The sequence below is a fragment of the Escherichia sp. MOD1-EC6300 genome (assembly GCF_002965045.1).
Classification (GTDB): Bacteria; Pseudomonadota; Gammaproteobacteria; order Enterobacterales; family Enterobacteriaceae; genus Escherichia; species Escherichia coli_F.
This window is the reverse complement of record NZ_PTRH01000009.1, coordinates 150,465-171,679: the sequence shown is the minus strand read 5'-3', so window position 1 is coordinate 171,679 and position 21,215 is coordinate 150,465. Positions and strand designations below refer to the sequence as shown.

Below are 21,215 nucleotides of genomic sequence, written 5' to 3'. Positions count from 1 at the left end.
GATTATTCCGCGAAAACATTGCCAGATTGTTCAATACACTGCCACAAATCTTTTAATTCAGTATGTCTTGTTAATATTGAGGGCACCATGACTCCAGTAAAAGTGTGGCAAGAGCGCGTTGAGATCCCGACTTATGAAACAGGTCCGCAGGATATACACCCTATGTTCCTGGAAAATCGCGTTTATCAGGGATCGTCCGGTGCGGTTTATCCCTACGGCGTGACCGATACGCTGAGCGAGCAGAAAGTCCTGAAATCCTGGCAAGCGGTGTGGCTGGCAAACGACTATATCAAAGTGATGATCCTGCCGGAGTTGGGCGGTCGGGTGCATCGCGCTTGGGATAAAGTGAAACAGCGCGATTTTGTCTATCACAATGAGGTGATTAAACCGGCGCTGGTAGGGCTATTGGGGCCGTGGATTTCGGGCGGGATTGAGTTTAACTGGCCACAACACCATCGCCCGACTACCTTTATGCCCGTTGATTTCACCATCGAAGCCCATGAAGACGGCGCACAAACTGTGTGGGTTGGCGAAACGGAGCCGATGCACGGTTTACAGGTGATGACCGGTTTCACACTACGCCCTGACCGGGCGGCGCTGGAGATTGCCAGCCGCGTCTATAACGGCAATGCCACGCCGCGTCATTTCTTGTGGTGGGCCAACCCGGCAGTGAAAGGTGGCGAAGGGCATCAGAGCGTTTTCCCGCCGGATGTAACGGCGGTGTTTGATCACGGCAAACGGGCTGTTTCAGCTTTCCCTATCGCTACCGGCACTTACTACAAAGTGGACTACTCCGCCGGAGTGGATATTTCTCGCTATAAAAATGTGCCAGTGCCGACTTCGTATATGGCCGAAAAATCGCAGTACGATTTTGTTGGCGCATGGTGTCACGATGAAGATGGCGGTTTGCTACACGTTGCCAACCACCACATCGCGCCAGGTAAAAAACAGTGGAGCTGGGGACACAGTGAATTCGGCCAGGCGTGGGATAAGAGCCTGACCGACAATAACGGCCCGTATATCGAACTGATGACGGGTATTTTTGCCGATAACCAGCCCGATTTTACCTGGCTTGATGCTTACGAAGAGAAGCGTTTCGAGCAGTATTTCCTGCCTTATCATTCTCTGGGCATGGTGCAAAACGCCTCCCGCGATGCGGTGATTAAACTCCAGCGTAGTGAGCGGGGGATTGAGTGGGGGCTGTATGCCATCTCCCCGTTGAACGGATACCGGCTGGCGATCCGCGAAATCGGCAGATGCAACGCGTTACTCGACGATGCCGTGGCTCTGACACCAGCGAACGCCATTCAGGGCGTGTTGCATGGTATCAATCCTGACAGACTAACCATTGAACTCTCCGATACTGACGGCAATATCGTACTGAGTTATCAGGAACATCAGCCACAAGAGTTGCCGTTGCCGGACGTCGCCAAAGCGCCACTGGCAGCACAAGACATTACTAGTACAGATGAAGCCTGGTTTATCGGTCAGCATCTGGAGCAATATCATCATGCCAGCCGTTCACCGTTCGATTACTACCTGCGCGGTGTGGCGCTGGATCAGCTGGATTATCGCTGTAACCTGGCGTTGGCAATGCTGGAATATAACCGCGCCGATTACCCACAAGCGGTGTCGTATGCCACTCAGGCGCTGAAACGCGCACATGTGCTGAACAAAAACCCGCAGTGCGGACAGGCGAGTTTGATTCGCGCCAGTGCTTACGAACGTCAGGGGCAATATCAACAAGCCGAAGAGGATTTCTGGCGTGCGGTCTGGAGCGGAAACAGTAAAGCCGGTGGCTATTATGGTCTGGCACGGCTGGCGGCGCGTAATGGTCACTTCGACGCGGGTCTGGATTTTTGCCAACAAAGTCTTCGCGCCTGCCCAACCAATCAGGAAGTGCTTTGCCTGCATAACCTGCTGCTGGTGTTAAGTGGTCGTCAGGACAACGCGCGTTTACAGCGAGAGAAGTTGCTGCGCGATTATCCGCTGAACGCCACCTTTTGGTGGCTGAACTGGTTCGATGGTTGTAGCGAATCTGCCCTCGTACAGTGGCGAGGTCTGTGTCAGGGACGCGACGTTAACGCCCTGATGACCGCCGGGCAACTGATTAACTGGGGCATGCCCGCTCTGGCGGCAGAGATGCTGAACGCACTGGACTGTCAGCGCACGCTACCGCTTTACCTGCAAGCCAGTTTGCTGCCAAAAGCTGAACGCGGAGAACTGGTCGCAAAAGCTATTGATGTCTTCCCGCAGTTTGTCCGTTTCCCTAATACGCTGGAAGAAGTGGCGGCGCTGGAGAGTATCGAAGAGTGCTGGTTTGCCCGGCATTTACTGGCCTGTTTCTACTACAACAAGCGCAGCTACGGCAAAGCAATTGCCTTATGGCAACGTTGCGTTGAGATGTCGCCGGAGTTTGCCGACGGCTGGCGTGGGCTGGCAATCCATGCATGGAATAAGCAGCATGATTATGAACTGGCCGCGCGTTATCTTGATAGTGCTTATCAGCTTGCGCCGCAGGATGCTCGTCTGCTTTTTGAACGGGATTTGCTGGATAAGCTAACCGGAGCCGCACCGGAGAAACGACTGGCTCGTCTGGAAAATAATCTGGAAATTGCTCTGAAACGCGACGACATGACCGCAGAACTGCTCAATTTGTGGCATCTCACTGGTCAGGCAGACAAAGCGGCGGACATTCTCGCCAAGCGCAAATTCCACCCGTGGGAAGGTGGGGAAGGGAAGGTCACCAGCCAGTTTATCCTCAACCAGTTATTACGCGCCTGGCAGCATCTTGATGCCAGAGAGCCGCAGCAGGCCAGCGAACTGCTTCATGCCGCGTTGCATTATCCGGAGAATTTAAGCGAAGGCCGTTTACCGGGGCAAACTGACAACGACATCTGGTTCTGGCAGGCGATATGCGCCAAGGCGCAGGGCGATGAAACTGAAGCGACGCGTTGTTTACGTCTGGCGGCGACCGGCGATCGCACCATTAACATCCACAGTTATTACAACGATCAGCCGGTTGATTATCTCTTCTGGCAAGGGATGGCGCTGCGATTACTGGGCGAACAACAAACCGCACAGCAACTGTTTAGTGAAATGAAACAGTGGGCACAAGAGATGGCAAAAACCAGTATCGAAGCGGATTTCTTTGCCGTCTCGCAACCTGACTTGTTATCGCTGTATGGCGATTTACAACAGCAACATAAAGAAAAATGTCTGATGGTGGCGATGCTGGCGGCTGCGGGATTAGGCGAGATTGCGCAATACGAATCTGCTCGCGCTGAATTGACGGCGATTAATCCAGCCTGGCCGAAAGCGGCATTATTCACCACCGTGATGCCTTTTATTTTTAGCTACGTTCACTAAACACTATTAACTGTAATATTTGAGCGGCACGCGCTGCCGCTCACGCTCAAATAATTAAAATAAGCCGTTGTAAATAAAAACCCTACAGGAGGCACTATGCCTAAAAAAATGAGAACAACCCGTAATCTATTATTAATGGCTACGCTATTAGGTAGCACACTATTTGCCAACGCTGCGGAAAAAGAAATGACCATTGGTGCAATATACCTTGATACCCAGGGATATTACGCCGGAGTGCGCCAGGGCGTTCAGGATGCGGCAAAAGATTCTTCAGTACAGGTACAGTTAATTGAAACTAACGCCCAGGGCGATATTTCGAAAGAAAGTACCTTTGTTGATACCCTCGTGGCGCGTAATGTCGATGCCATTATTTTGTCGGCAGTGTCCGAAAATGGCAGTAGCCGCACCGTTCGCCGCGCCAGTGAGGCGGGTATTCCGGTGATTTGCTACAACACCTGTATTAATCAAAAGGGTGTCGATAAATATGTCTCGGCATATCTGGTTGGCGATCCGCTGGAATTTGGTAAAAAACTGGGTAACGCTGCCGCAGATTATTTTATTGCCAACAAAATTGACCAGCCGAAAATTGCTGTCATCAATTGCGAAGCCTTTGAAGTTTGTGTGCAACGACGTAAAGGGTTTGAAGAAGTATTAAAAGCCCGCGTTCCCGGCGCGAAAATTGTCGCTAATCAGGAAGGGACTGTTTTAGATAAAGCGATTTCTGTTGGTGAAAAACTGATTATCTCCACGCCAGATCTCAACGCCATTATGGGGGAATCGGGTGGAGCGACACTCGGCGCGGTAAAAGCGGTACGTAATCAAAATCAGGCTGGAAAAATTGCCGTTTTCGGTTCAGATATGACCACTGAAATTGCTCAGGAACTGGAAAATAACCAGGTGCTGAAAGCGGTAGTGGATATTTCCGGTAAGAAAATGGGCAATGCTGTTTTCGCGCAAACATTGAAGGTTATCAATAAACAAGCCGACGGTGAAAAAGTGATTCAGGTACCAATCGATCTCTATACCAAAACGGAAGACGGTAAACAGTGGCTGGCAACGCACGTTGATGGTCTGCCCTAATCGCTGATTCGCAGAGGTCCCTATGTTCACGGCAACAGAGGCAGTTCCGGTAGCAAAAGTGGTGGCAGGAAATAAGCGTTACCCCGGCGTCGTTGCGCTGGATAACGTTAACTTTACGCTCAATAAAGGCGAAGTTCGCGCGCTGTTAGGCAAAAACGGTGCGGGAAAATCGACCCTCATTCGAATGCTTACCGGTAGCGAACGTCCGGATAGCGGTGATATCTGGATTGGCGAGACGCGACTGGAAGGCGACGAAGCTACGCTGACTCGCCGTGCCGCTGAACTGGGGGTACGCGCGGTTTATCAGGAATTAAGTCTGGTGGAGGGGCTGACGGTGGCGGAAAATCTCTGCCTCGGTCAGTGGCCCCGCCGCAACGGCATGATTGATTACCTGCAAATGGCGCAGGATGCCCAACGTTGCTTACAGGCGCTGGGCGTCGATGTTAGCCCTGAACAACTTGTTTCGACACTAAGCCCGGCGCAAAAGCAACTGGTGGAAATTGCGCGGGTGATGAAAGGCGAGCCGCGCGTGGTCATTCTTGATGAACCTACCAGTTCGCTTGCCAGTACGGAAGTTGAACTGGTGATCAGCGCCGTGAAAAAGATGTCGGCACTGGGCGTGGCGGTGATTTATGTCAGCCACCGAATGGAAGAAATCCGCCGCATTGCCTCCTGTGCCACCGTCATGCGCGATGGTCAGGTGGCGGGCGATGTGATGCTCGAAAACACCTCAACCCGTCATATTGTGTCGCTGATGCTCGGGCGCGATCACGTTGATCTTGCACCGGTTGTAGCTCAGGAGATTGCGGACCAGACCGTACTGGAAGTTCGCGCGTTACGCCACAGACCAAAACTTACGGAGATCAGTTTTTCCCTGCGTCGTGGCGAAGTGCTCGGCATTGCTGGCCTGCTGGGGGCAGGGCGCAGTGAATTGCTGAAGGCGATTGTTGGACTGGAGACGTATGAACAGGGCGAAATTGTTATCAACGGCGAGAAAATCACGCGCCCCGATTACGGCGACATGCTGAAACGCGGCATTGGCTATACGCCAGAAAACCGCAAAGAAGCGGGGATCATTCCCTGGCTGGGCGTTGACGAAAATACGGTACTGACCAATCGGCAAAAAATCAGCGCCAACGGTGTGCTGCAATGGTCCACCATCCGCCGCCTGACCGAAGAGGTGATGCAGCGGATGACGGTCAAGGCCGCCAGTAGCGAAACGCCCATCGGCACGCTTTCTGGCGGCAATCAGCAAAAAGTGGTGATCGGTCGTTGGGTCTATGCCGCCAGCCAGATTTTATTGCTCGACGAGCCAACGCGCGGCGTCGATATCGAAGCCAAACAGCAGATTTACCGTATTGTCCGCGAGCTGGCTGCCGAAGGGAAAAGCGTGGTGTTTATCTCCAGTGAAGTGGAGGAGTTGCCGCTGGTGTGCGACCGCATCCTGTTATTACAGCACGGTACGTTCTCGCAGGAGTTTCACTCGCCGGTCAATGTGGATGAGCTGATGTCCGCCATTCTGTCTGTGCACTGATGAATTTTACCGAGGAACCTGAAGATGTCTGCTTCGTCATTACCATTGCCGCAGGGCAAGAGCGTCTCGCTCAAACAATTTGTCAGTCGCCATATTAATGAGATCGGTTTGCTGGTGGTAATCGCCATTCTTTATCTGGTCTTCTCCCTGAATGCGCCTGGCTTTATCTCATTGAATAACCAAATGAACGTGCTGCGCGATGCTGCCACCATCGGGATCGCCGCCTGGGCGATGACGCTGATTATTATCTCCGGTGAAATTGATGTCAGCGTTGGACCGATGGTGGCTTTTGTCTCGGTGTGCCTGGCATTTTTGCTGCAATTTGACGTTCCGCTGGCGATTGCTTGTCTGCTGGTGTTGCTGTTAGGCGCGCTGATGGGGACGCTGGCCGGCGTGCTGCGCGGCGTGTTTAACGTGCCCAGTTTCGTTGCCACGCTGGGGCTGTGGAGCGCCCTGCGCGGAATGGGGCTGTTTATGACTAACGCCCTGCCAGTGCCGATTGACGAAAACGAGGTACTGGACTGGCTGGGGGGACAATTTCTCGGTGTGCCAGTATCCGCGCTGATCATGATGGTGTTGTTTGCGCTGTTTGTGTTCATCAGCCGCAAAACCGCCTTCGGGCGCTCGGTTTTTGCTGTTGGCGGTAATGCGACGGCAGCGCAGTTGTGCGGTATCAACGTTCGTCGGGTGCGCATTCTTATTTTTACCCTTTCGGGATTATTAGCGGCGGTGACCGGCATTTTGCTGGCAGCTCGCCTCGGTTCTGGTAACGCAGGTGCGGCAAACGGTCTGGAGTTTGACGTCATCGCTGCGGTCGTGGTCGGCGGTACGGCACTTTCCGGCGGTCGCGGTTCCTTGTTCGGTACGTTGCTTGGTGTGCTGGTGATTACGCTAATCGGTAACGGTCTGGTGTTGCTCGGGATTAACTCTTTTTTCCAGCAGGTGGTGCGCGGCGTCATCATCGTGGTGGCGGTTCTGGCGAATATCTTGCTGACCCAGCGAAGCAGTAAAGCGAAACGCTAAACCTTAACGCCCCTGGCGCGGGTGCGGCAGGGATGAAAATTAATCGTATTGTTAATGAGGGAATTATGAAAACGATGCTGGCAGCTTATTTACCAGGAAATTCGACCGTCGATCTGCGGGAAGTTGCGGTGCCGACACCGGGGATTAACCAGGTACTGATTAAAATGAAATCCTCCGGGATTTGCGGAAGCGATGTCCACTATATCTATCATCAACACCGCGCCACAGCGGCGGCTCCCGATAAACCGTTATACCAGGGATTTATCAACGGTCATGAACCGTGCGGGCAAATTGTGGCGATGGGGCAAGGTTGTCGCCATTTTAAAGAGGGCGACCGCGTGCTGGTGTATCACATTTCTGGCTGTGGTTTTTGCCCGAACTGCCGTCGCGGTTTTCCTATCTCTTGTACTGGCGAAGGAAAAGCTGCTTACGGCTGGCAGCGTGACGGCGGTCATGCTGAATATCTGCTGGCGGAAGAAAAAGATCTGATCCTCCTGCCGGATGCGTTGAGCTACGAAGATGGTGCGTTTATCAGTTGTGGCGTTGGCACAGCGTATGAAGGGATTTTGCGTGGCGAAGTTTCCGGCAGTGATAACGTGCTGGTGGTCGGTCTGGGGCCGGTCGGCATGATGGCGATGATGCTGGCGAAAGGTCGCGGTGCAAAAAGGATCATCGGCGTTGATATGCTGCCGGAACGTCTGGCGATGGCGAAACAGTTAGGGGTGATGGATCATGGTTATTTAGCAACCACTGAAGGTCTGCCGCAGATTATCGCCGAACTTACCCACGGCGGCGCGGATGTTGCGCTCGATTGTTCCGGTAATGCCGCAGGTCGCTTACTGGCTTTGCAATCCACCGCTGACTGGGGACGCGTGGTTTACATCGGAGAAACCGGAAAAGTCGAGTTCGAGGTTAGCGCCGACCTGATGCACCATCAACGGCGGATTATTGGCTCCTGGGTGACCAGTTTGTTCCATATGGAAAAATGTGCCCATGATTTGACTGACTGGAAACTGTGGCCGCGTAACGCCATTACCCACCGCTTCACGCTGGAACAGGCAGGTGATGCCTATGCGCTGATGGCGAGCGGCAAATGCGGGAAAGTTGTGATTAACTTCCCGGATTAAGGAGTCAGCGGATGACCATCTATACCTTATCTCACGGGCCGCTAAAGCTGGACGTTTCTGACCGGGGCGGCGTCATCGAAGGCTTCTGGCGTGACGTGACGCCGCTCTTACGTCTCGGTAAAAAAAGCGGTGTGGCAACCGATGCCTCTTGTTTTCCGCTGGTGCCGTTTGCAAACCGGGTGAGCGGCAACCATTTTGTCTGGCAGGGGCGTGAGTATCAACTGCAACCGAATATTGAATGGGATGCGCACTATCTGCACGGCGACGGCTGGCTGGGCGAGTGGCAATGTGTCTCGCGCAGCGATGATAGCTTGTGTCTGGTGTATGAACATCGCAGCGGTGTTTATCACTATCGGGTAAGTCAGGCGTTTCATTTAACGGCAGATACGCTGACGGTGACGCTCTCTGTCACCAACCAAGGGACAGAGACGCTGCCATTTGGTACCGGCTGGCATCCTTATTTTCCGTTGTCACCACAAACGCGGATTCAGGCGCAGGCGAGCGGTTACTGGCTGGAGCGGGAGCAGTGGCTGGCGGGGGAGTTTTGCAAGCAGCTACCGCAGCAGCTGGATTTCAACCAGCTCGCGCCGTTGCCGCGCCAGTGGGTAAACAATGGCTTTGCCGGATGGAATGGTCAGGCCCGCATCGAGCAGCCGCAGGAGGGTTATGCCATCATCATGGAAACGACGCCGCCGGCACCGTGTTATTTCATCTTTGTTTCCGATCCGGCGTTTGATAAAGGATATGCGTTTGATTTCTTCTGTCTGGAACCGATGAGTCATGCGCCGGATGACCATCATCGCCCGGAAGGAGGTGACCTCATTGCGCTTGCGCCGGGGGAATCAACAACGTCAGAGATGTCGTTGCGGGTTGCGTTACTGTAATTTATAAAATGCCGGATAAGGCGTTCACGCCGCATCCGGCATCTTTCCTAACGCCGATCGAGAGAAATTGCCCCCGGCCCGGTAATTGCCAACAGCAGGAATGCGCCAGCGATACTGACATTCTTCCAGAAATTAATCATATTTGGCCCAACCGCATCGCCGGTCATATCCCAGTAATGGTGACCAATCACCGCCGTACCCAGCGTGTAGAAAATAAACAGCACCGCCAGCGGACGGGTGAAAAAGCCAAGCACGATTAAAATCGCGGCGGGCACTTCCATAACTACCGCAATAATCGCTGCCAGCATCGGCATTGGCGCGCCCAGCGAGGCCATATATTGGACCGTACCGTCAAAGCCCATCATTTTGGGAAAACCAAAAATAATGAAAATTAAGACCACGGCGATACGGGCAATTAATAACAAAACGGGGCGTGCAACACCAAAATCAAAATAACGTAGTGAGTTCATAACCAATCCCTTTGCAAGATAATGTGATTTAAACGTAATACACACTCTGGCACCTCGCCACGCCCCAGGAGTTGAGATATTCGCTAATTATCCTGGTTACAATGATTTAAGCGCGATGTCCTCATCTATCAGCAGTTTCGCATCAAACGTTTTGCCGCTCTGGATCCATTTGCGGATTGGGCGAATCTCACGGCCCTGATTCAGTGTTACCGCACCGATAAGCACGCCGTTTTGCAGATTAAACCAAATCGCCTTCTGAGTTTCCGGGTTGCCACGACAAATCCAGTCATCGCCACGCATATCGCCAATAAACTGTAAGTTATCACTGTACTGATCGCTCCAGAACCACGGCGGCGGCAGTCGCGGAAGCGGTAGCCCCAACATTGCGGAAGCGGCAATTTGCGCCTGGTTGTTGGCGTTTTCCCAACTTTCGCAGCGGTGCAGTGCACCATTATCAAGACGGGTGATTGCCACATCGCCACCGGCAAAGATCGCGGGATCGCAGGTGCGGCAAGCTTCATCAATGACAATACCATTGGCAGTATCAAGGTTGGCCTCGCGAGCCAGTTGGTCGTTGGCGCTGATACCAATACCGTAAATCACCACATCGGCCTGAAGCGTTTCGCCACTTTGCAGCGTCAGTTCTACTTTTTCACCATCGACCACATGTTCAATGGCATTATTGAGCAGAATGCTCACACCAGCCTGCTGATGGCGCTGTAAAAGATAGTGTTGCACGGGCGGTGGTGCATTACGGCCCATGACGGTTGCCGCCAGTTCAATCACTGTCACCTTACATCCACGCTGCGTGGCGCTGGCAGCCAGTTCCAGACCAATAGTTCCGGCACCGACAATTACGACTGACCGTTCGGGCTGCAGAACTTCTCGCAGTCTGGCGGCATCGCCGGCATGCCGCAGGGTAAAGCAGCGTTCTCCCAGTGCATCAAGCAACGGCAGCGGTCGGGCTGCCGCGCCGGTTGCTATAAAAAGCTGATCCCAGTGCCAGCTTTCGCCGTTGGTTAACACTAACTCTCGTGTGTCGCGACCCAGCGTTTTGATGGTTACGCCAGAATGCAGATGAACATTGTTTTCCTGCCACCAGTTAGCGGGTAACACCGACTGCAACTGTGGGGAATCCTCCAGCAACATGGCTTTCGAGAGCGGTGGACGTTCATATGGAAGATGTTGCTCATCGGAAAACAGATGCAGCTCACCGGTGAACCCTTGCTGGCGTAGCGAGGCCGCAGCCATTGCCGCCGCTTGCCCGCCCCCGACAATAATGATCGTTTTTTCTTTCATCGTACTTCCTTAAAGATCCAGCCCAGCCGCTACGTGGCGAATGCCGCGAATCGCTAAACCCGCATCAGCGTTGATCATCACACCGCTTAATGCGCGATTATTGCGCCGCGATGCCAACATCACATACGGACCCGTAAAATCCGCCGGTTGCGGGAAAAATTGCAGCGGTAATATGGCGGCAATTTTCTCCGGCGTCAGAGACTGCATTATCGAGGTTTCACTTTGCCCGAGCGCCTGTGGGCCGCGCAGGTCGCTGGCCATACCACACGGGCCGACGCCATTCACCCGCACTTTCGGTGCCAGTTCATAAGCCAGTTGGCGAATAAGTCCGGTTGCGGCATGTTTACTGGCGGTGTACAGCGGGCCACCGCCGCCGGGATACCAGGCGGCATTTGACAGTGTGAAAATCATGCTGCCTTCACTGGCGATTAACGCCGGAGCGCTGGCTTTTGCGCCCAGCAGGTAACCGAGTACGTTGACGTTAAACAGCTCGTGGAAGCCGGTTTCGAGCGTCTCTGCGGGAGTATTAACCAGTGAGGCATTGTGATCCCAGATGCCCGCATTGCCGATAAAACAATCCAGCTTGCCGGAACGAGTCAGGATCTGATCGATCGCGCGTTGATAATCGGCATAACAGGTCACGTTGCCTTCCACCGCCAGAATATGTTCACCAAATCGCTGACGCAGACTGGCGACTTTCGCCGCCGACAGTTCCAGCGTGGCAACCTGCGCGCCTTCTTCGATAAATCGCTCGACCAGCGCCAGGCCTAATCCCGATCCGCCGCCGGTAATAAAGATGGACTCGTTATGCAGATCGCTCATGGCTGCGCCTCCGGTAAGTCGATGAAGATGTCACCACCTTCAACGTGTACTGGATAAGTGGTTAGCGGATCGGTGGCGGGCAGGCATAATGCTTTCCCCGTTTTCAGGCAAAAACTGGCGGCGTGCAGCGGGCACTCCACCGTGGCGTCATCTTCCAGATACCCTTCTGACATCGACGCATTACCATGGCTGCAACGATCGTTAATGGCATAAAACTCGCCGCCCACGTTGAACAAGGCGATGACGGGCGAGGTATCTATCCGGAGAGCCTCACCCTCCGGCACATCCGCAACGGGACACGCATAAATTCGATTCATCAGAACAGTACACTCAGGTTATGGGAAGTGATCACCGCTTGATCCAGGACGATATCCCGTTCCAGCAAGCGCCAGTTGTCATCTTCCAGACGGCGAACTTTGTCGAAACGCGTTCCAACATAGAATGTTTCATCGCGCTCTTTTTGTGCCCGATAAAGTAGATAATTCACCCTTACGGCAAATACGTTTGGGATGTCGGTTTCGCTTACCTGGCAGTTGCTGATTAAGTGACGGGTGCGCGACGGCGGCTCTTCTGCCCAGGCCATGCCCGTTTCCAGACGCGCGATTCGCCGCTCCAGCTGGTCTTTGGTGTCATTAAAAATCCAGGTTGTCGGTGGCTGAACGCCTTTGCGGCGGTCACGCGTTTGCGCGTTAACCGTGGTGCGCATGGTGTAACGAATCTCTTTGTCGAGCTGCGCCAGCCAGTCACGAAATTTCCAGTCATCCAGCAGACTGGCTTCGTGATAGAGAAACTGGCTAATGCGGTGATGTAACTCCAGTGAAACCTGCGCACTCATTTCATCACCTCCTGCTGGTATGCGGCGGTTTTATCGAGCACTTCCTGCCAGCTTTCGCTGCTCAGGAGATCGGCCCAGCGTTGATACATTCCACGGGCGGCCGTTTCTGAGAAGATATAGTTTGTAATGCCTGGAATGCCGTCGTCGCGACGTTTTTCCTGACCAAGCCCCATTTCCAGACACAGTTTGCTGTTGCGGGCGCGGTGACCTTTCAGCAATTTCTGGATTTCACACCAGTTCTCCGAGTCATCCTGCTCGAGAAAACCAGCAGGACCAAAAGCACGAGTGGCGCTGTTTTCAAAAGCGGCTTTAACTTCATCGGAGGCTGCTTTATCAGTAATACAGAACGCCCACACTTCAACTTGATCAGGGCCGCGCGGATGCCAGACGCGGAGTGTGGCAGTGCCGTTGAGCCAGGAAAGCGTGGGGAAAATATTGTTATGACCCGCCAGGCGCAGGGCGCGAACTTCACCTAAACGTTGTTCTGCTTCGGCATAGGTTTCGCGGTAATAGCTGGAAACCGCGCCATCGACCCAGACATTAGCATCCGGTTTTTCAGTAAAGAAGAAACCGCTACCGTGACCGTCCTGACCAAATTGCAGCGCATCTTTGGCGGTTTCCCACACCGGGCGGGCGGTTTGTCCATCACCGAGACGCTTATCGCTGCCATCATCTTTCGCTCCTAATACCTGAACGGCAGAAGCATGGCTGAACAGAGCATGATACTGGTCACTGGCGAACTGCTCTGCCGGGAATTTCCAGTTGCAGTTGATCACCCACTTTTGTACGCCGCCGACAATTTCGGTGCCGCCTTCGCGACGATCCAGCATGCCATCCAGATACCAGGCAATGTCACCCAGGTAATCACGCAGGCCCGGCGCGGAGGTATCCCAGTTGCCAAAAATCAGCCCCTTATAACTCTCCACACAGGGAACTTCGTTTAACCCCCAGTGGGATTTACACAGCCCTTGTGGGTAGGCGCGAGGTTCCAGCGGTACATCAATCAACTCGCCGTTAATACCATAAGACCAGCCATGATACGGGCAGGTAAAGGCGCGAGTGTTGCCGCAATCGGCATAACTCACACGCATGGCTCGATGGCGGCATTGGTTGAGAAACGCCTTGATGCTGCCGTCTTTCTGGCGCACCACGACAACCGCATCTTCTCCCATGTAGGTGTTAAAAAAATCACCGGGTTTAGGGATCTGGCTTTCATGAGCGAGAAACAGCCAGCAACGACCGAAAATGCGCTCAAGCTCCAGTTGGTAAATATCCGGGTCGGTATAAATACGCGGAGTAACCCGACCGTTTTGGGTGTCAATCAGTTGGTAAATGTTCAAATCTGAGGGTGTGGTCATATTTTTTAATCCTGAAAGATAAGATGTATTGACCTTCTATTTTTGTGCCATAAGGATGTTGCTGGTTGGTTGCTGATATGTGAAATAGTTAATTTCTACCAACTGAGACGTTTTTTCGATAACAAGGGGAAGGTGATGGAACTACGGCATTTACGCTATTTCGTCGCAGTGGCGCAGGCACTGAACTTTACCCGTGCGGCGGAAAAACTGCATACCTCACAGCCTTCGTTAAGCAGCCAGATCCGCGATCTCGAAAACTGTGTTGGTGTTCCGCTACTGGTACGTGATAAACGTAAAGTCGCGTTGACGGCGGCGGGAGAATGTTTTCTCCAGGACGCGCAGGCAATCCTGGAACAAGCGGAAAATGCCAAACAACGGGCGCGGAAAATTGTTCAGGAAGATAAGCATTTAATCATCGGTTTTGTGCCATCGGCGGAAGTGAATTTACTGCCAAAAGTATTGCCCATGTTCCGACTGAAACAGCCAGAAACTTTGATCGAATTGGTGAGTTTAATTACCACGGAACAGGAAGAAAAAATTCGCCGTGGTGAACTGGATGTCGGCTTAATGCGTCATCCTGTCTATAGCCCGGAGATTGATTATCTGGAACTTTTTGACGAACCATTAGTGGTGGTGTTGCCGGTTGATCATCCTTTAGCACAAGAAAAAGAGATCACCGCCGCGCAGCTGGATGGCGTGAATTTCGTTAGTACCGATCCGGCGTATTCCGGTTCGCTTGCGCCGATCGTTAAGGAGTGGTTTGCGCAAGAAAACAGCCAGCCGAATATCGTCCAGGTGGCAACCAATATTCTGGTAACGATGAATTTGGTGGGGATGGGGCTTGGCGTAACTTTGATACCCGGTTATATGAATAATTTTAATACCGGGCAGGTGGTATTTCGGCCAATTGCCGGAAATGTGCCTTCCATTGCCCTACTAATGGCGTGGAAGAAAGGCGAAATGAAACCGGCATTACGCGATTTCATCGCCATTGTGCAGGAACGTTTGGCAAGCGTAACGGCATAAATACGCAATAATTTTGCAAGGTGCGTTGTGGGGCGCAGCTTTTTTAGTGCTTGCGAACAGGCGTTACAGACATCGGGAAGCAGGCTCGAATATTCTTATTTTTTCAACTTGCACCAACATTCGATTAACCCCAGACTAACGCCTCCTGACGGGAGGGACTCATGGTTTTGCAATCCACGCGCTGGTTGGCGCTCGGTTATTTCACATACTTTTTTAGTTACGGCATTTTTCTACCTTTCTGGAGCGTCTGGCTTAAGGGGATTGGCTTAACGCCAGAAACTATCGGCCTGTTATTGGGGGCTGGTCTGGTTGCCCGTTTTCTCGGGAGTTTGCTCATCGCGCCACGCGTTAGCGATCCTTCCCGCCTGATTTCCGCCTTGCGCGTACTGGCACTGTTGACACTTCTCTTTGCTGTCGCCTTCTGGGCGGGGGCGCATGTAGCGTGGTTGATGGTGGTGATGATTGGCTTTAACCTCTTTTTCTCACCGCTGGTACCGTTGACCGATGCACTGGCGAATACATGGCAAAAACAGTTCCCGCTTGATTACGGCAAAGTGCGACTGTGGGGCTCGGTGGCGTTTGTCATTGGCTCGGCGCTGACAGGCAAACTGGTCAGTATGTTGGATTATCGGGTGATCCTCGCGCTGTTGACGTTGGGCGTGGCGTCCATGCTGCTCGGATTTCTCATTCGTCCAACGATTCAGCCACAAGGGGCTAGCCGTCAGCAGGAGAGCACGGGAGGGCCAGCCTGGCTGACACTGGTCCGCCAGAACTGGCGCTTTCTGGCCTGCGTTTGTTTATTACAGGGAGCGCATGCAGCCTATTACGGTTTTAGCGCTATTTACTGGCAGGCAGCTGGGTATTCTGCTTCAGCGGTGGGCTATTTGTGGTCGCTGGGCGTGGTGGCAGAAGTCATTATTTTTGCGCTGAGTAATAAACTTTTCCGCCGTTGTAGTGCACGCGATATGCTGCTGATCTCGGCGATTAGCGGCGTAATGCGCTGGGGAATTATGGGAGCAACGACGGCGTTGTCGTGGTTGATAGTAGTGCAAATTCTGCATTGCGGCACCTTCACGGTCTGCCACCTGGCGGCCATGCGTTATATTGCCGCCCGCCAGGGTAGCGAAGTCATTCGTTTGCAGGCGGTTTACTCTGCCGTTGCAATGGGCGGTAGTATCGCCATCATGACCGTCTTCGCCGGTTTCCTGTATCAATATCTGGGCCACGGCGTGTTCTGGGTGATGGCGCTGGTGGCGCTTCCGGCAATGTTCTTGCGCCCGAAAGTTGTTCCCTCATGCTGATTCGAGCATTTTGCGGATCTGATCCTGTTGGTGTGTTGTCAGCGTCAGATCTGTGTAGATCAGCGGTGGTGAAAAGAGCGGTAACGGCGTGGTGTAAGGCGCAATAATCAGTGCCGCGCCGCGTGGAGCACCTCTCTGCAAAAATGCTTTTACCGACATATGCTTAATGTTGAGCGGCAGTAACGTTAGTTCACGTAACTGCTGCTCAATCTGCGCTTCACGCTCGCTATCATTCCCGGTCAGTAGAATAATCTGTTTTTCATGCAGGTCGTTTTCCTGCATTAGCCAGGCACCGAAAATCACCGCGACCAGACCGCTTTCCTCATCAGAAAGATGGACGCTGTATTCACTTTCAAATCCGGTCAGCGCCGCGCGGGTGGTGCGCACCAGGCGTGGGTACAGTCTGGAGAACTCTTCTGGCAGGGTGTTATCAATACCGATGGCAAACAAACTGCGATTTAACGCCTGGGCGAGGTGAGTATAAAGCTGATCGCATAACCCCTGTTCATCATAAAAACGAACATTTCCCAGCTCACGAAAATGGTTTACCAGATGTTTGATAGACTGACGCAATTGTCTATCCCGCTGATGCGCATCCCGAATTGGATCGGGAACTCGCAACATGGAAAAAAGTAATGCCATAAATAGTGGCTCATCAGGCGGTACAGGCTGAAGCGCCCGACGCTGCCAGTGGCGTCCAATTTCCTGCGCTACCTGAAATTCCAGGCAGGATTCTGCCCAGCGACGTTGGAGCGGATTAAACTGAGGCGTAATGCCAGCGTGGTGTTGCAGCAAGCAATATTGCAGATACAGACACAGGAAATGAATATCGCGCGATTCAAAGCGTTTTTGTAGCCGTCGAGAGCAGAGATTCACTAACGCTTGTAGATTGGTATCGTCGTAAAAGTTACGCGAAATTCCGCGCCGCTTTAGTTCACTCTTCAGAGCAGGTGTGAATTGGCTGGTAATAAATGACGGACACAGACGGAAACCACGTCGTAGCCAATGAAATAAACACAAACGTTGGTTAAGCACTGTGCCTTCAACCCGATAGCTACCGTCATAACCAGTAGTCAGTGTGAGTTGATGATAGCGCAGGATCTCCCGTCCTGTTTCGCTGATATCAAGACTGGCAATATCATCATCCACACCATTAAGCTTGCTGAAGGTTGCCGTGGTGGCGGTCAACCCCGGCTGAAAGAGTGTCAGCAAGATCTGGCAGCGGCGCTGGGGAGCCGAAAGGACAGATGGTGAAGCAAGCGTAGGCATCATCTGTAGATCTCCCATAAGCATAATTGATAAGAATAGCTAAAGTTTGCTCAGGGAAATGGCGAAGGGAATGCTAATCATCAGAAATGTTGGCAAGCGTCACAGAATTTTTCTCATCTTAAACTGTTCTGACCAGTGGATTAGCTCGTCTAAAGGTGGATTTGTGAATGATTATCGCGCTAGCGATCATGGGTTAGTTCTGCGGATTCAACGCGCTAAGGATAAAATCCACTATTTGTTCGCGATAAACATCACCGTGACGATCGGAAAAAGCATCAATGTGTTCGCCGTCAGGGATTAAGATTAAACGTTTTGGCTCTTTTGCCAGATCATACAACTTTTGGCTGTGCTGCCATGGGATAACGTGATCGGCCTTACCGTGAATGAGTAAAACTGGGATCGGGCTGACGCTGGCGATGTAATTTTCGCCGCTGTAACTCTCATCAAGTAAGTAGCCACTGCCGGGGATCATCTGGTTGGCAATGGTTGCATAAGAGGCAAATGTGGAGTCGAGGATCACTGCACGTATGCCCTCACGATCACCCTGACCAACGACATCAAGAATATTCGCCCCGCCAATACTCTGCCCGAACAGCACCAGTCGTTGTTGGTTTACATCACTGCGATGGCGCACCACATTGATGGCACTTAGCGTATCGTCCAGCAATCCGGCCTGAGACGGTGTGCCTTTTGATTTACCAAACCCGCGATAATCAAACATAAAAACGTTGAAATTACGCTCGGGTAACCAACTGACCAGCGGCCAGTGGGCGGACATATTTCCGGCATTGCCGTGAGCATGAATGATGGTTGCGATGGCGTTGTCAGCGGGGCCTGTCGAAGAAGGGATAAACCAGCCTTGCAGACGAGTACCGTCCTTAGCTGTAAATTCGACGGATTCCGCCGACCAGGGGTCGGGACCGTAAATTTTGTCGTCGGGATAATAGAAGAAGTTGATGGCAACGCGCGGCACTAAATAAACGCAGAAGACAACAACAAAGAGAATAAACAGAATTTTGAGAACGCGTGTGTTCACTGGCAGTGCCATAACCTTTCCTTGCGACTTCTTTATCATCCATTAATCGGGGAAAGATGGTGGGAGAGTGACGAAAGAAAGTAAAGCAGAGCGGAAGCATTTCGGAATAGCGCCTGAAAGGCGAGGGCGGGTGAGAGAAATCACCCGCCAGAGAAATTAACGCTTCAGGGCGTCGCTTAACTCGTCACGCATGTTCGCCAGCATGGCTTTAACAACGCGCGGGTTACCGGCAACGATGTTACCGGTCAGCATGTAGTTATGACCACCGGTGAAGTCGCTGACGATACCGCCCGCTTCACGAACCAGCAGCTCACCTGCGGCGAAATCCCACGGACGCAGACCGATTTCAAAGAAACCGTCAACACGACCTGCGGCAACGTAAGCCAGATCCAGCGCCGCAGAACCAGTACGACGGAAGTCTGCACATTCGTTGAACAGTTTGCCGACGATGTTGATGTAAGTGGTAGCGTACTGTTTTGCTTTGAACGGGAAGCCGGTCGCCAGAATAGTACCGTCGAGATCGCGAGCGGTGCTGCCGCGCAGACGGTAGCCGTTCAGCTGTGCGCCCTGACCGCGAGTCGCGGTGAACAGTTCGTTACGCATAGGATCATAAACCACAGCAACTTCAGTGCGGCCTTTGATACGAACGGCAATAGATACCGCGAAGTGCGGCAGGCGTTTGATAAAGTTGGTAGTGCCATCCAGTGGATCGATAACCCATTGAACATCCTGATCGGTACCTTCAAGTTCACCGCTTTCTTCGGTGATGATGGTGTGCTGTGGGTAAGATTTACGAATCGTGTCGATAATCACCGCTTCGGCAGCTTTATCTACGTTGGTCACGAAATCGTTACTGCCTTTCTGGCTCGCTTCTACAGCGTCCGGGGTTTCATAGTTTTTGGCAATTAAATTACCCGCCTTGCGCGCTGCGCGCACGGCGATGTTCAGCATCGGATGCATCGGTCTCTCTCACTGGATGTTAAAGAACGGGAAAACGGCGCAGAGTATAGCAGCGAGATCGGCATCTGTCTTCGTTTTATGATAAGATGCGTGAATAATCTTTAGATGAAGAAAGACAATGCTGCAAAATATTCGAATTGTGCTGGTGGAGACGTCACACACCGGTAATATGGGTTCTGTTGCCCGTGCCATGAAAACAATGGGCTTAACCAATCTGTGGCTGGTTAATCCACTAGTGAAACCTGACTCCCAGGCGATTGCTCTGGCAGCAGGGGCCAGCGATGTGATTGGTAATGCTCACATTGTCGATACACTCGACGAAGCGTTAGCCGGTTGTAGCCTGGTGGTTGGCACCAGTGCACGCTCGCGCACGCTGCCGTGGCCGATGCTCGACCCGCGCGAATGCGGTTTGAAAAGCGTCGCTGAAGCGGCAAATACGCCGGTGGCACTGGTTTTTGGTCGTGAGCGTGTCGGCTTGACCAATGAAGAGTTGCAAAAGTGCCATTATCATGTCGCCATTGCCGCTAACCCGGAATACAGTTCGCTGAACCTGGCGATGGCTGTTCAGGTTATTGCCTATGAAGTGCGCATGGCCTGGCTGGCGACTCAGGAGAACAGCGAGCAGGTTGAACATGACGAGACGCCGTATCCGCTGGTCGATGATCTGGAACGTTTTTACGGTCATCTTGAACAAACGCTGCTGGCAACCGGTTTTATCCGTGAAAACCATCCGGGGCAGGTGATGAATAAGCTGCGTCGTCTGTTTACCCGTGCGCGCCCGGAAAGCCAGGAGTTGAATATCCTGCGCGGGATTCTGGCTTCTATTGAGCAGCAGAATAAAGGTAATAAGGCCTGAGGGCTAAGCCAGATAAGTGCACGGACGGTCCCCTCGCCCCTTCGGGGAGAGGGTTAGGGTGAGGGGAACAGGCCAGCGCTAATGCGAATAATTGCCCTCAACCCGCTCATGGTCTGGAAGGACAACAGGTACAAACGCCACGATAAAAAAATGGCACTGAAGGTTAAATACCCGACTAAATCAGTCAAGTAAATAGTTGACCAATTTACTCGGGAATGTCAGACTTGACCCTGCTATGCAATACCCCCACTTTTACAATAAAAAACCCCGGGCAGGGGCGAGTTTGAGGTGAAGTAAGACATGAGACTGACATCTAAAGGGCGCTATGCCGTGACCGCAATGCTTGACGTTGCGCTCAACTCTGAAGCGGGCCCGGTACCGTTGGCTGATATTTCCGAACGTCAGGGAATTTCCCTTTCTTATCTGGAACAACTGTTTTCCCGTCTGCGTAAAAATGGTCTGGTTTCCAGCGTACGCGGGCCAGGCGGTGGTTATTTGTTAGGCAAAGATGCCAGCAGCATCGCCGTTGGCGAAGTAATTAGCGCCGTTGATGAATCTGTAGATGCTACCCGTTGTCAGGGTAAAGGCGGCTGCCAGGGGGGCGATAAATGCCTGACCCACGCGCTGTGGCGTGATTTGAGCGACCGTCTCACCGGTTTTCTCAACAACATTACTTTAGGCGAACTGGTTAATAACCAGGAAGTGCTGGATGTATCTGGTCGTCAGCATACTCACGACGCGCCACGCACCCGCACACAAGACGCGATCGACGTTAAGTTACGCGCTTAATTTAACCGTCCTGTTTCGTGTTGCATCTGCGTTGACTGCACATACTCACTCCGGTCACTTACTTATGTAAGCTCCCGGAGATTCGTAAGTTTGTCAACTTGCTGAAACCCGAAACAGTTAGGTTAAAGATAACAAGATATTAGAATCAGGCCGGGGCGTATCGCGCTCCGTAAACAC

19 protein-coding genes are annotated in these 21,215 nt (G+C 52.6%); 10 read left to right on the top strand and 9 right to left on the bottom strand.

The features are described from left to right. The first annotated feature begins 87 nt into the window (after positions 1-87). The 6 genes from BGE37_RS15350 (at position 88) to BGE37_RS15325 (ending at position 9,017) form a co-directional block, all read left to right on the top strand. A complete protein-coding gene (locus BGE37_RS15350; protein ID WP_105288182.1) occupies positions 88-3,369 on the top strand; it encodes a DUF5107 domain-containing protein in 3,282 nt (1,093 codons plus the stop codon). Between the two features lie 96 nt (positions 3,370-3,465). Then, entirely contained in the window at positions 3,466-4,449 is a 984-nt protein-coding gene (locus BGE37_RS15345; protein WP_001124916.1) for a substrate-binding domain-containing protein, read from the top strand. A gap of 22 nt (positions 4,450-4,471) precedes the next feature. Then, positions 4,472-5,983, top strand: coding sequence for a sugar ABC transporter ATP-binding protein (locus tag BGE37_RS15340; RefSeq protein WP_032184900.1), 1,512 nt, complete (start codon positions 4,472-4,474; stop codon positions 5,981-5,983). A gap of 24 nt (positions 5,984-6,007) precedes the next feature. Continuing rightward, positions 6,008-7,006 carry an ABC transporter permease gene (locus BGE37_RS15335; protein ID WP_025238570.1) on the top strand — a complete coding sequence of 333 codons (999 nt, stop codon included), beginning with the start codon at positions 6,008-6,010 and terminating at the stop codon, positions 7,004-7,006. Positions 7,007-7,038: 32 nt separating this feature from the next. Further along, positions 7,039-8,133, top strand: coding sequence for a zinc-dependent alcohol dehydrogenase family protein (locus tag BGE37_RS15330; RefSeq protein ID WP_000700837.1), 1,095 nt, complete (start codon positions 7,039-7,041; stop codon positions 8,131-8,133). A gap of 11 nt (positions 8,134-8,144) precedes the next feature. After that, a complete protein-coding gene (locus BGE37_RS15325) occupies positions 8,145-9,017 on the top strand; it encodes an aldose 1-epimerase (protein WP_032184899.1) in 873 nt (290 codons plus the stop codon). 47 nt (positions 9,018-9,064) lie between these two features. Here the strand turns inward: BGE37_RS15325 and BGE37_RS15320 are convergent, their stop codons facing one another. The 6 genes from BGE37_RS15320 to hcaE all read right to left on the bottom strand — a co-directional run bounded on the left by BGE37_RS15320 (position 9,065) and on the right by hcaE (position 13,801). Beyond that, positions 9,065-9,487, bottom strand: a complete 423-nt coding sequence (locus BGE37_RS15320; RefSeq protein ID WP_032184898.1) for a DoxX family protein — start codon at positions 9,485-9,487, stop codon at positions 9,065-9,067. A gap of 96 nt (positions 9,488-9,583) precedes the next feature. Next, positions 9,584-10,786, bottom strand: coding sequence for a phenylpropionate dioxygenase ferredoxin reductase subunit (hcaD, locus tag BGE37_RS15315; protein WP_032184896.1), 1,203 nt, complete (start codon positions 10,784-10,786; stop codon positions 9,584-9,586). 9 nt (positions 10,787-10,795) lie between these two features. Further along, on the bottom strand, positions 10,796-11,608 hold the full coding sequence (gene hcaB, locus BGE37_RS15310) for a 3-phenylpropionate-dihydrodiol/cinnamic acid-dihydrodiol dehydrogenase (RefSeq protein WP_105288181.1): 813 nt from the start codon (positions 11,606-11,608) through the stop codon (positions 10,796-10,798). Further along, the gene (locus tag BGE37_RS15305; protein WP_001080102.1) at positions 11,605-11,925 is read right to left on the bottom strand and encodes a bifunctional 3-phenylpropionate/cinnamic acid dioxygenase ferredoxin subunit; all 321 of its coding nucleotides are present in this window, start codon (positions 11,923-11,925) and stop codon (positions 11,605-11,607) included. The genes hcaB and BGE37_RS15305 overlap by 4 nt, the downstream gene beginning before the upstream one ends. Then, the gene (gene hcaF / locus BGE37_RS15300) at positions 11,925-12,443 is read right to left on the bottom strand and encodes a 3-phenylpropionate/cinnamic acid dioxygenase subunit beta (protein ID WP_105288180.1); all 519 of its coding nucleotides are present in this window, start codon (positions 12,441-12,443) and stop codon (positions 11,925-11,927) included. The genes BGE37_RS15305 and hcaF overlap by 1 nt, the downstream gene beginning before the upstream one ends. Further along, positions 12,440-13,801, bottom strand: coding sequence for a 3-phenylpropionate/cinnamic acid dioxygenase subunit alpha (gene hcaE, locus BGE37_RS15295; protein ID WP_000211172.1), 1,362 nt, complete (start codon positions 13,799-13,801; stop codon positions 12,440-12,442). Before hcaE ends, hcaF begins: the two co-directional genes overlap by 4 nt. Positions 13,802-13,936: 135 nt before the next feature. On the opposite strand from hcaE, the gene hcaR reads away from it, so the two are divergent. Both hcaR and BGE37_RS15280 read left to right on the top strand, forming a co-directional pair. Then, positions 13,937-14,827: a DNA-binding transcriptional regulator HcaR gene (gene hcaR / locus BGE37_RS15290; RefSeq protein ID WP_000423269.1), complete on the top strand. Its 891-nt coding sequence runs from the start codon at positions 13,937-13,939 to the stop codon at positions 14,825-14,827. Between the two features lie 161 nt (positions 14,828-14,988). After that, positions 14,989-16,128, top strand: coding sequence for a 3-phenylpropionate MFS transporter (locus tag BGE37_RS15280; protein WP_105288179.1), 1,140 nt, complete (start codon positions 14,989-14,991; stop codon positions 16,126-16,128). Here the strand turns inward: BGE37_RS15280 and csiE are convergent. The 3 genes from csiE to suhB all read right to left on the bottom strand — a co-directional run bounded on the left by csiE (position 16,120) and on the right by suhB (position 19,393). Continuing rightward, positions 16,120-17,400, bottom strand: a complete 1,281-nt coding sequence (gene csiE / locus BGE37_RS15275; RefSeq protein WP_105288178.1) for a stationary phase inducible protein CsiE — start codon at positions 17,398-17,400, stop codon at positions 16,120-16,122. The two genes, BGE37_RS15280 and csiE, sit on opposite strands and share 9 nt — an antisense overlap. A gap of 190 nt (positions 17,401-17,590) precedes the next feature. Continuing rightward, positions 17,591-18,445, bottom strand: coding sequence for an alpha/beta hydrolase (locus BGE37_RS15270; protein WP_105288177.1), 855 nt, complete (start codon positions 18,443-18,445; stop codon positions 17,591-17,593). 144 nt (positions 18,446-18,589) lie between these two features. After that, positions 18,590-19,393 carry an inositol-1-monophosphatase gene (gene suhB / locus BGE37_RS15265; RefSeq protein ID WP_000553451.1) on the bottom strand — a complete coding sequence of 268 codons (804 nt, stop codon included), beginning with the start codon at positions 19,391-19,393 and terminating at the stop codon, positions 18,590-18,592. A 118-nt stretch (positions 19,394-19,511) separates the two neighbouring features. Between suhB and trmJ the strand changes: the two genes are divergently transcribed. Both trmJ and iscR read left to right on the top strand, forming a co-directional pair. Then, positions 19,512-20,249 (top strand): tRNA (cytosine(32)/uridine(32)-2'-O)-methyltransferase TrmJ, encoded by a 738-nt coding sequence (gene trmJ, locus BGE37_RS15260; RefSeq protein WP_105288176.1) that lies wholly within the window; start codon positions 19,512-19,514, stop codon positions 20,247-20,249. 300 nt (positions 20,250-20,549) lie between these two features. Continuing rightward, positions 20,550-21,038 (top strand): Fe-S cluster assembly transcriptional regulator IscR, encoded by a 489-nt coding sequence (gene iscR / locus BGE37_RS15255; protein WP_001241357.1) that lies wholly within the window; start codon positions 20,550-20,552, stop codon positions 21,036-21,038. The last annotated feature ends 177 nt before the right edge of the window (positions 21,039-21,215 follow it).

Bases quoted from the DNA above. Each gene is read 5' to 3' on its own strand.
- BGE37_RS15330 (WP_000700837.1), top strand. From the start codon at position 7,039: ATGAAAATTAATCGTATTGTTAATGAGGGAATTATGAAAACGATGCTG.
- hcaF (WP_105288180.1), bottom strand. From the start codon at position 12,443: ATGAGTGCGCAGGTTTCACTGGAGTTACATCACCGCATTAGCCAGTTT.
- BGE37_RS15320 (WP_032184898.1), bottom strand. From the start codon at position 9,487: ATGAACTCACTACGTTATTTTGATTTTGGTGTTGCACGCCCCGTTTTG.
- BGE37_RS15345 (WP_001124916.1), top strand. From the start codon at position 3,466: ATGCCTAAAAAAATGAGAACAACCCGTAATCTATTATTAATGGCTACG.
- hcaB (WP_105288181.1), bottom strand. From the start codon at position 11,608: ATGAGCGATCTGCATAACGAGTCCATCTTTATTACCGGCGGCGGATCG.
- BGE37_RS15350 (WP_105288182.1), top strand. From the start codon at position 88: ATGACTCCAGTAAAAGTGTGGCAAGAGCGCGTTGAGATCCCGACTTAT.
- csiE (WP_105288178.1), bottom strand. From the start codon at position 17,400: ATGATGCCTACGCTTGCTTCACCATCTGTCCTTTCGGCTCCCCAGCGC.
- BGE37_RS15280 (WP_105288179.1), top strand. From the start codon at position 14,989: ATGGTTTTGCAATCCACGCGCTGGTTGGCGCTCGGTTATTTCACATAC.
- BGE37_RS15270 (WP_105288177.1), bottom strand. From the start codon at position 18,445: ATGGCACTGCCAGTGAACACACGCGTTCTCAAAATTCTGTTTATTCTC.
- BGE37_RS15325 (WP_032184899.1), top strand. From the start codon at position 8,145: ATGACCATCTATACCTTATCTCACGGGCCGCTAAAGCTGGACGTTTCT.
- suhB (WP_000553451.1), bottom strand. From the start codon at position 19,393: ATGCATCCGATGCTGAACATCGCCGTGCGCGCAGCGCGCAAGGCGGGT.
- BGE37_RS15335 (WP_025238570.1), top strand. From the start codon at position 6,008: ATGTCTGCTTCGTCATTACCATTGCCGCAGGGCAAGAGCGTCTCGCTC.
- hcaR (WP_000423269.1), top strand. From the start codon at position 13,937: ATGGAACTACGGCATTTACGCTATTTCGTCGCAGTGGCGCAGGCACTG.
- BGE37_RS15305 (WP_001080102.1), bottom strand. From the start codon at position 11,925: ATGAATCGAATTTATGCGTGTCCCGTTGCGGATGTGCCGGAGGGTGAG.
- BGE37_RS15340 (WP_032184900.1), top strand. From the start codon at position 4,472: ATGTTCACGGCAACAGAGGCAGTTCCGGTAGCAAAAGTGGTGGCAGGA.
- iscR (WP_001241357.1), top strand. From the start codon at position 20,550: ATGAGACTGACATCTAAAGGGCGCTATGCCGTGACCGCAATGCTTGAC.
- trmJ (WP_105288176.1), top strand. From the start codon at position 19,512: ATGCTGCAAAATATTCGAATTGTGCTGGTGGAGACGTCACACACCGGT.
- hcaD (WP_032184896.1), bottom strand. From the start codon at position 10,786: ATGAAAGAAAAAACGATCATTATTGTCGGGGGCGGGCAAGCGGCGGCA.
- hcaE (WP_000211172.1), bottom strand. From the start codon at position 13,801: ATGACCACACCCTCAGATTTGAACATTTACCAACTGATTGACACCCAA.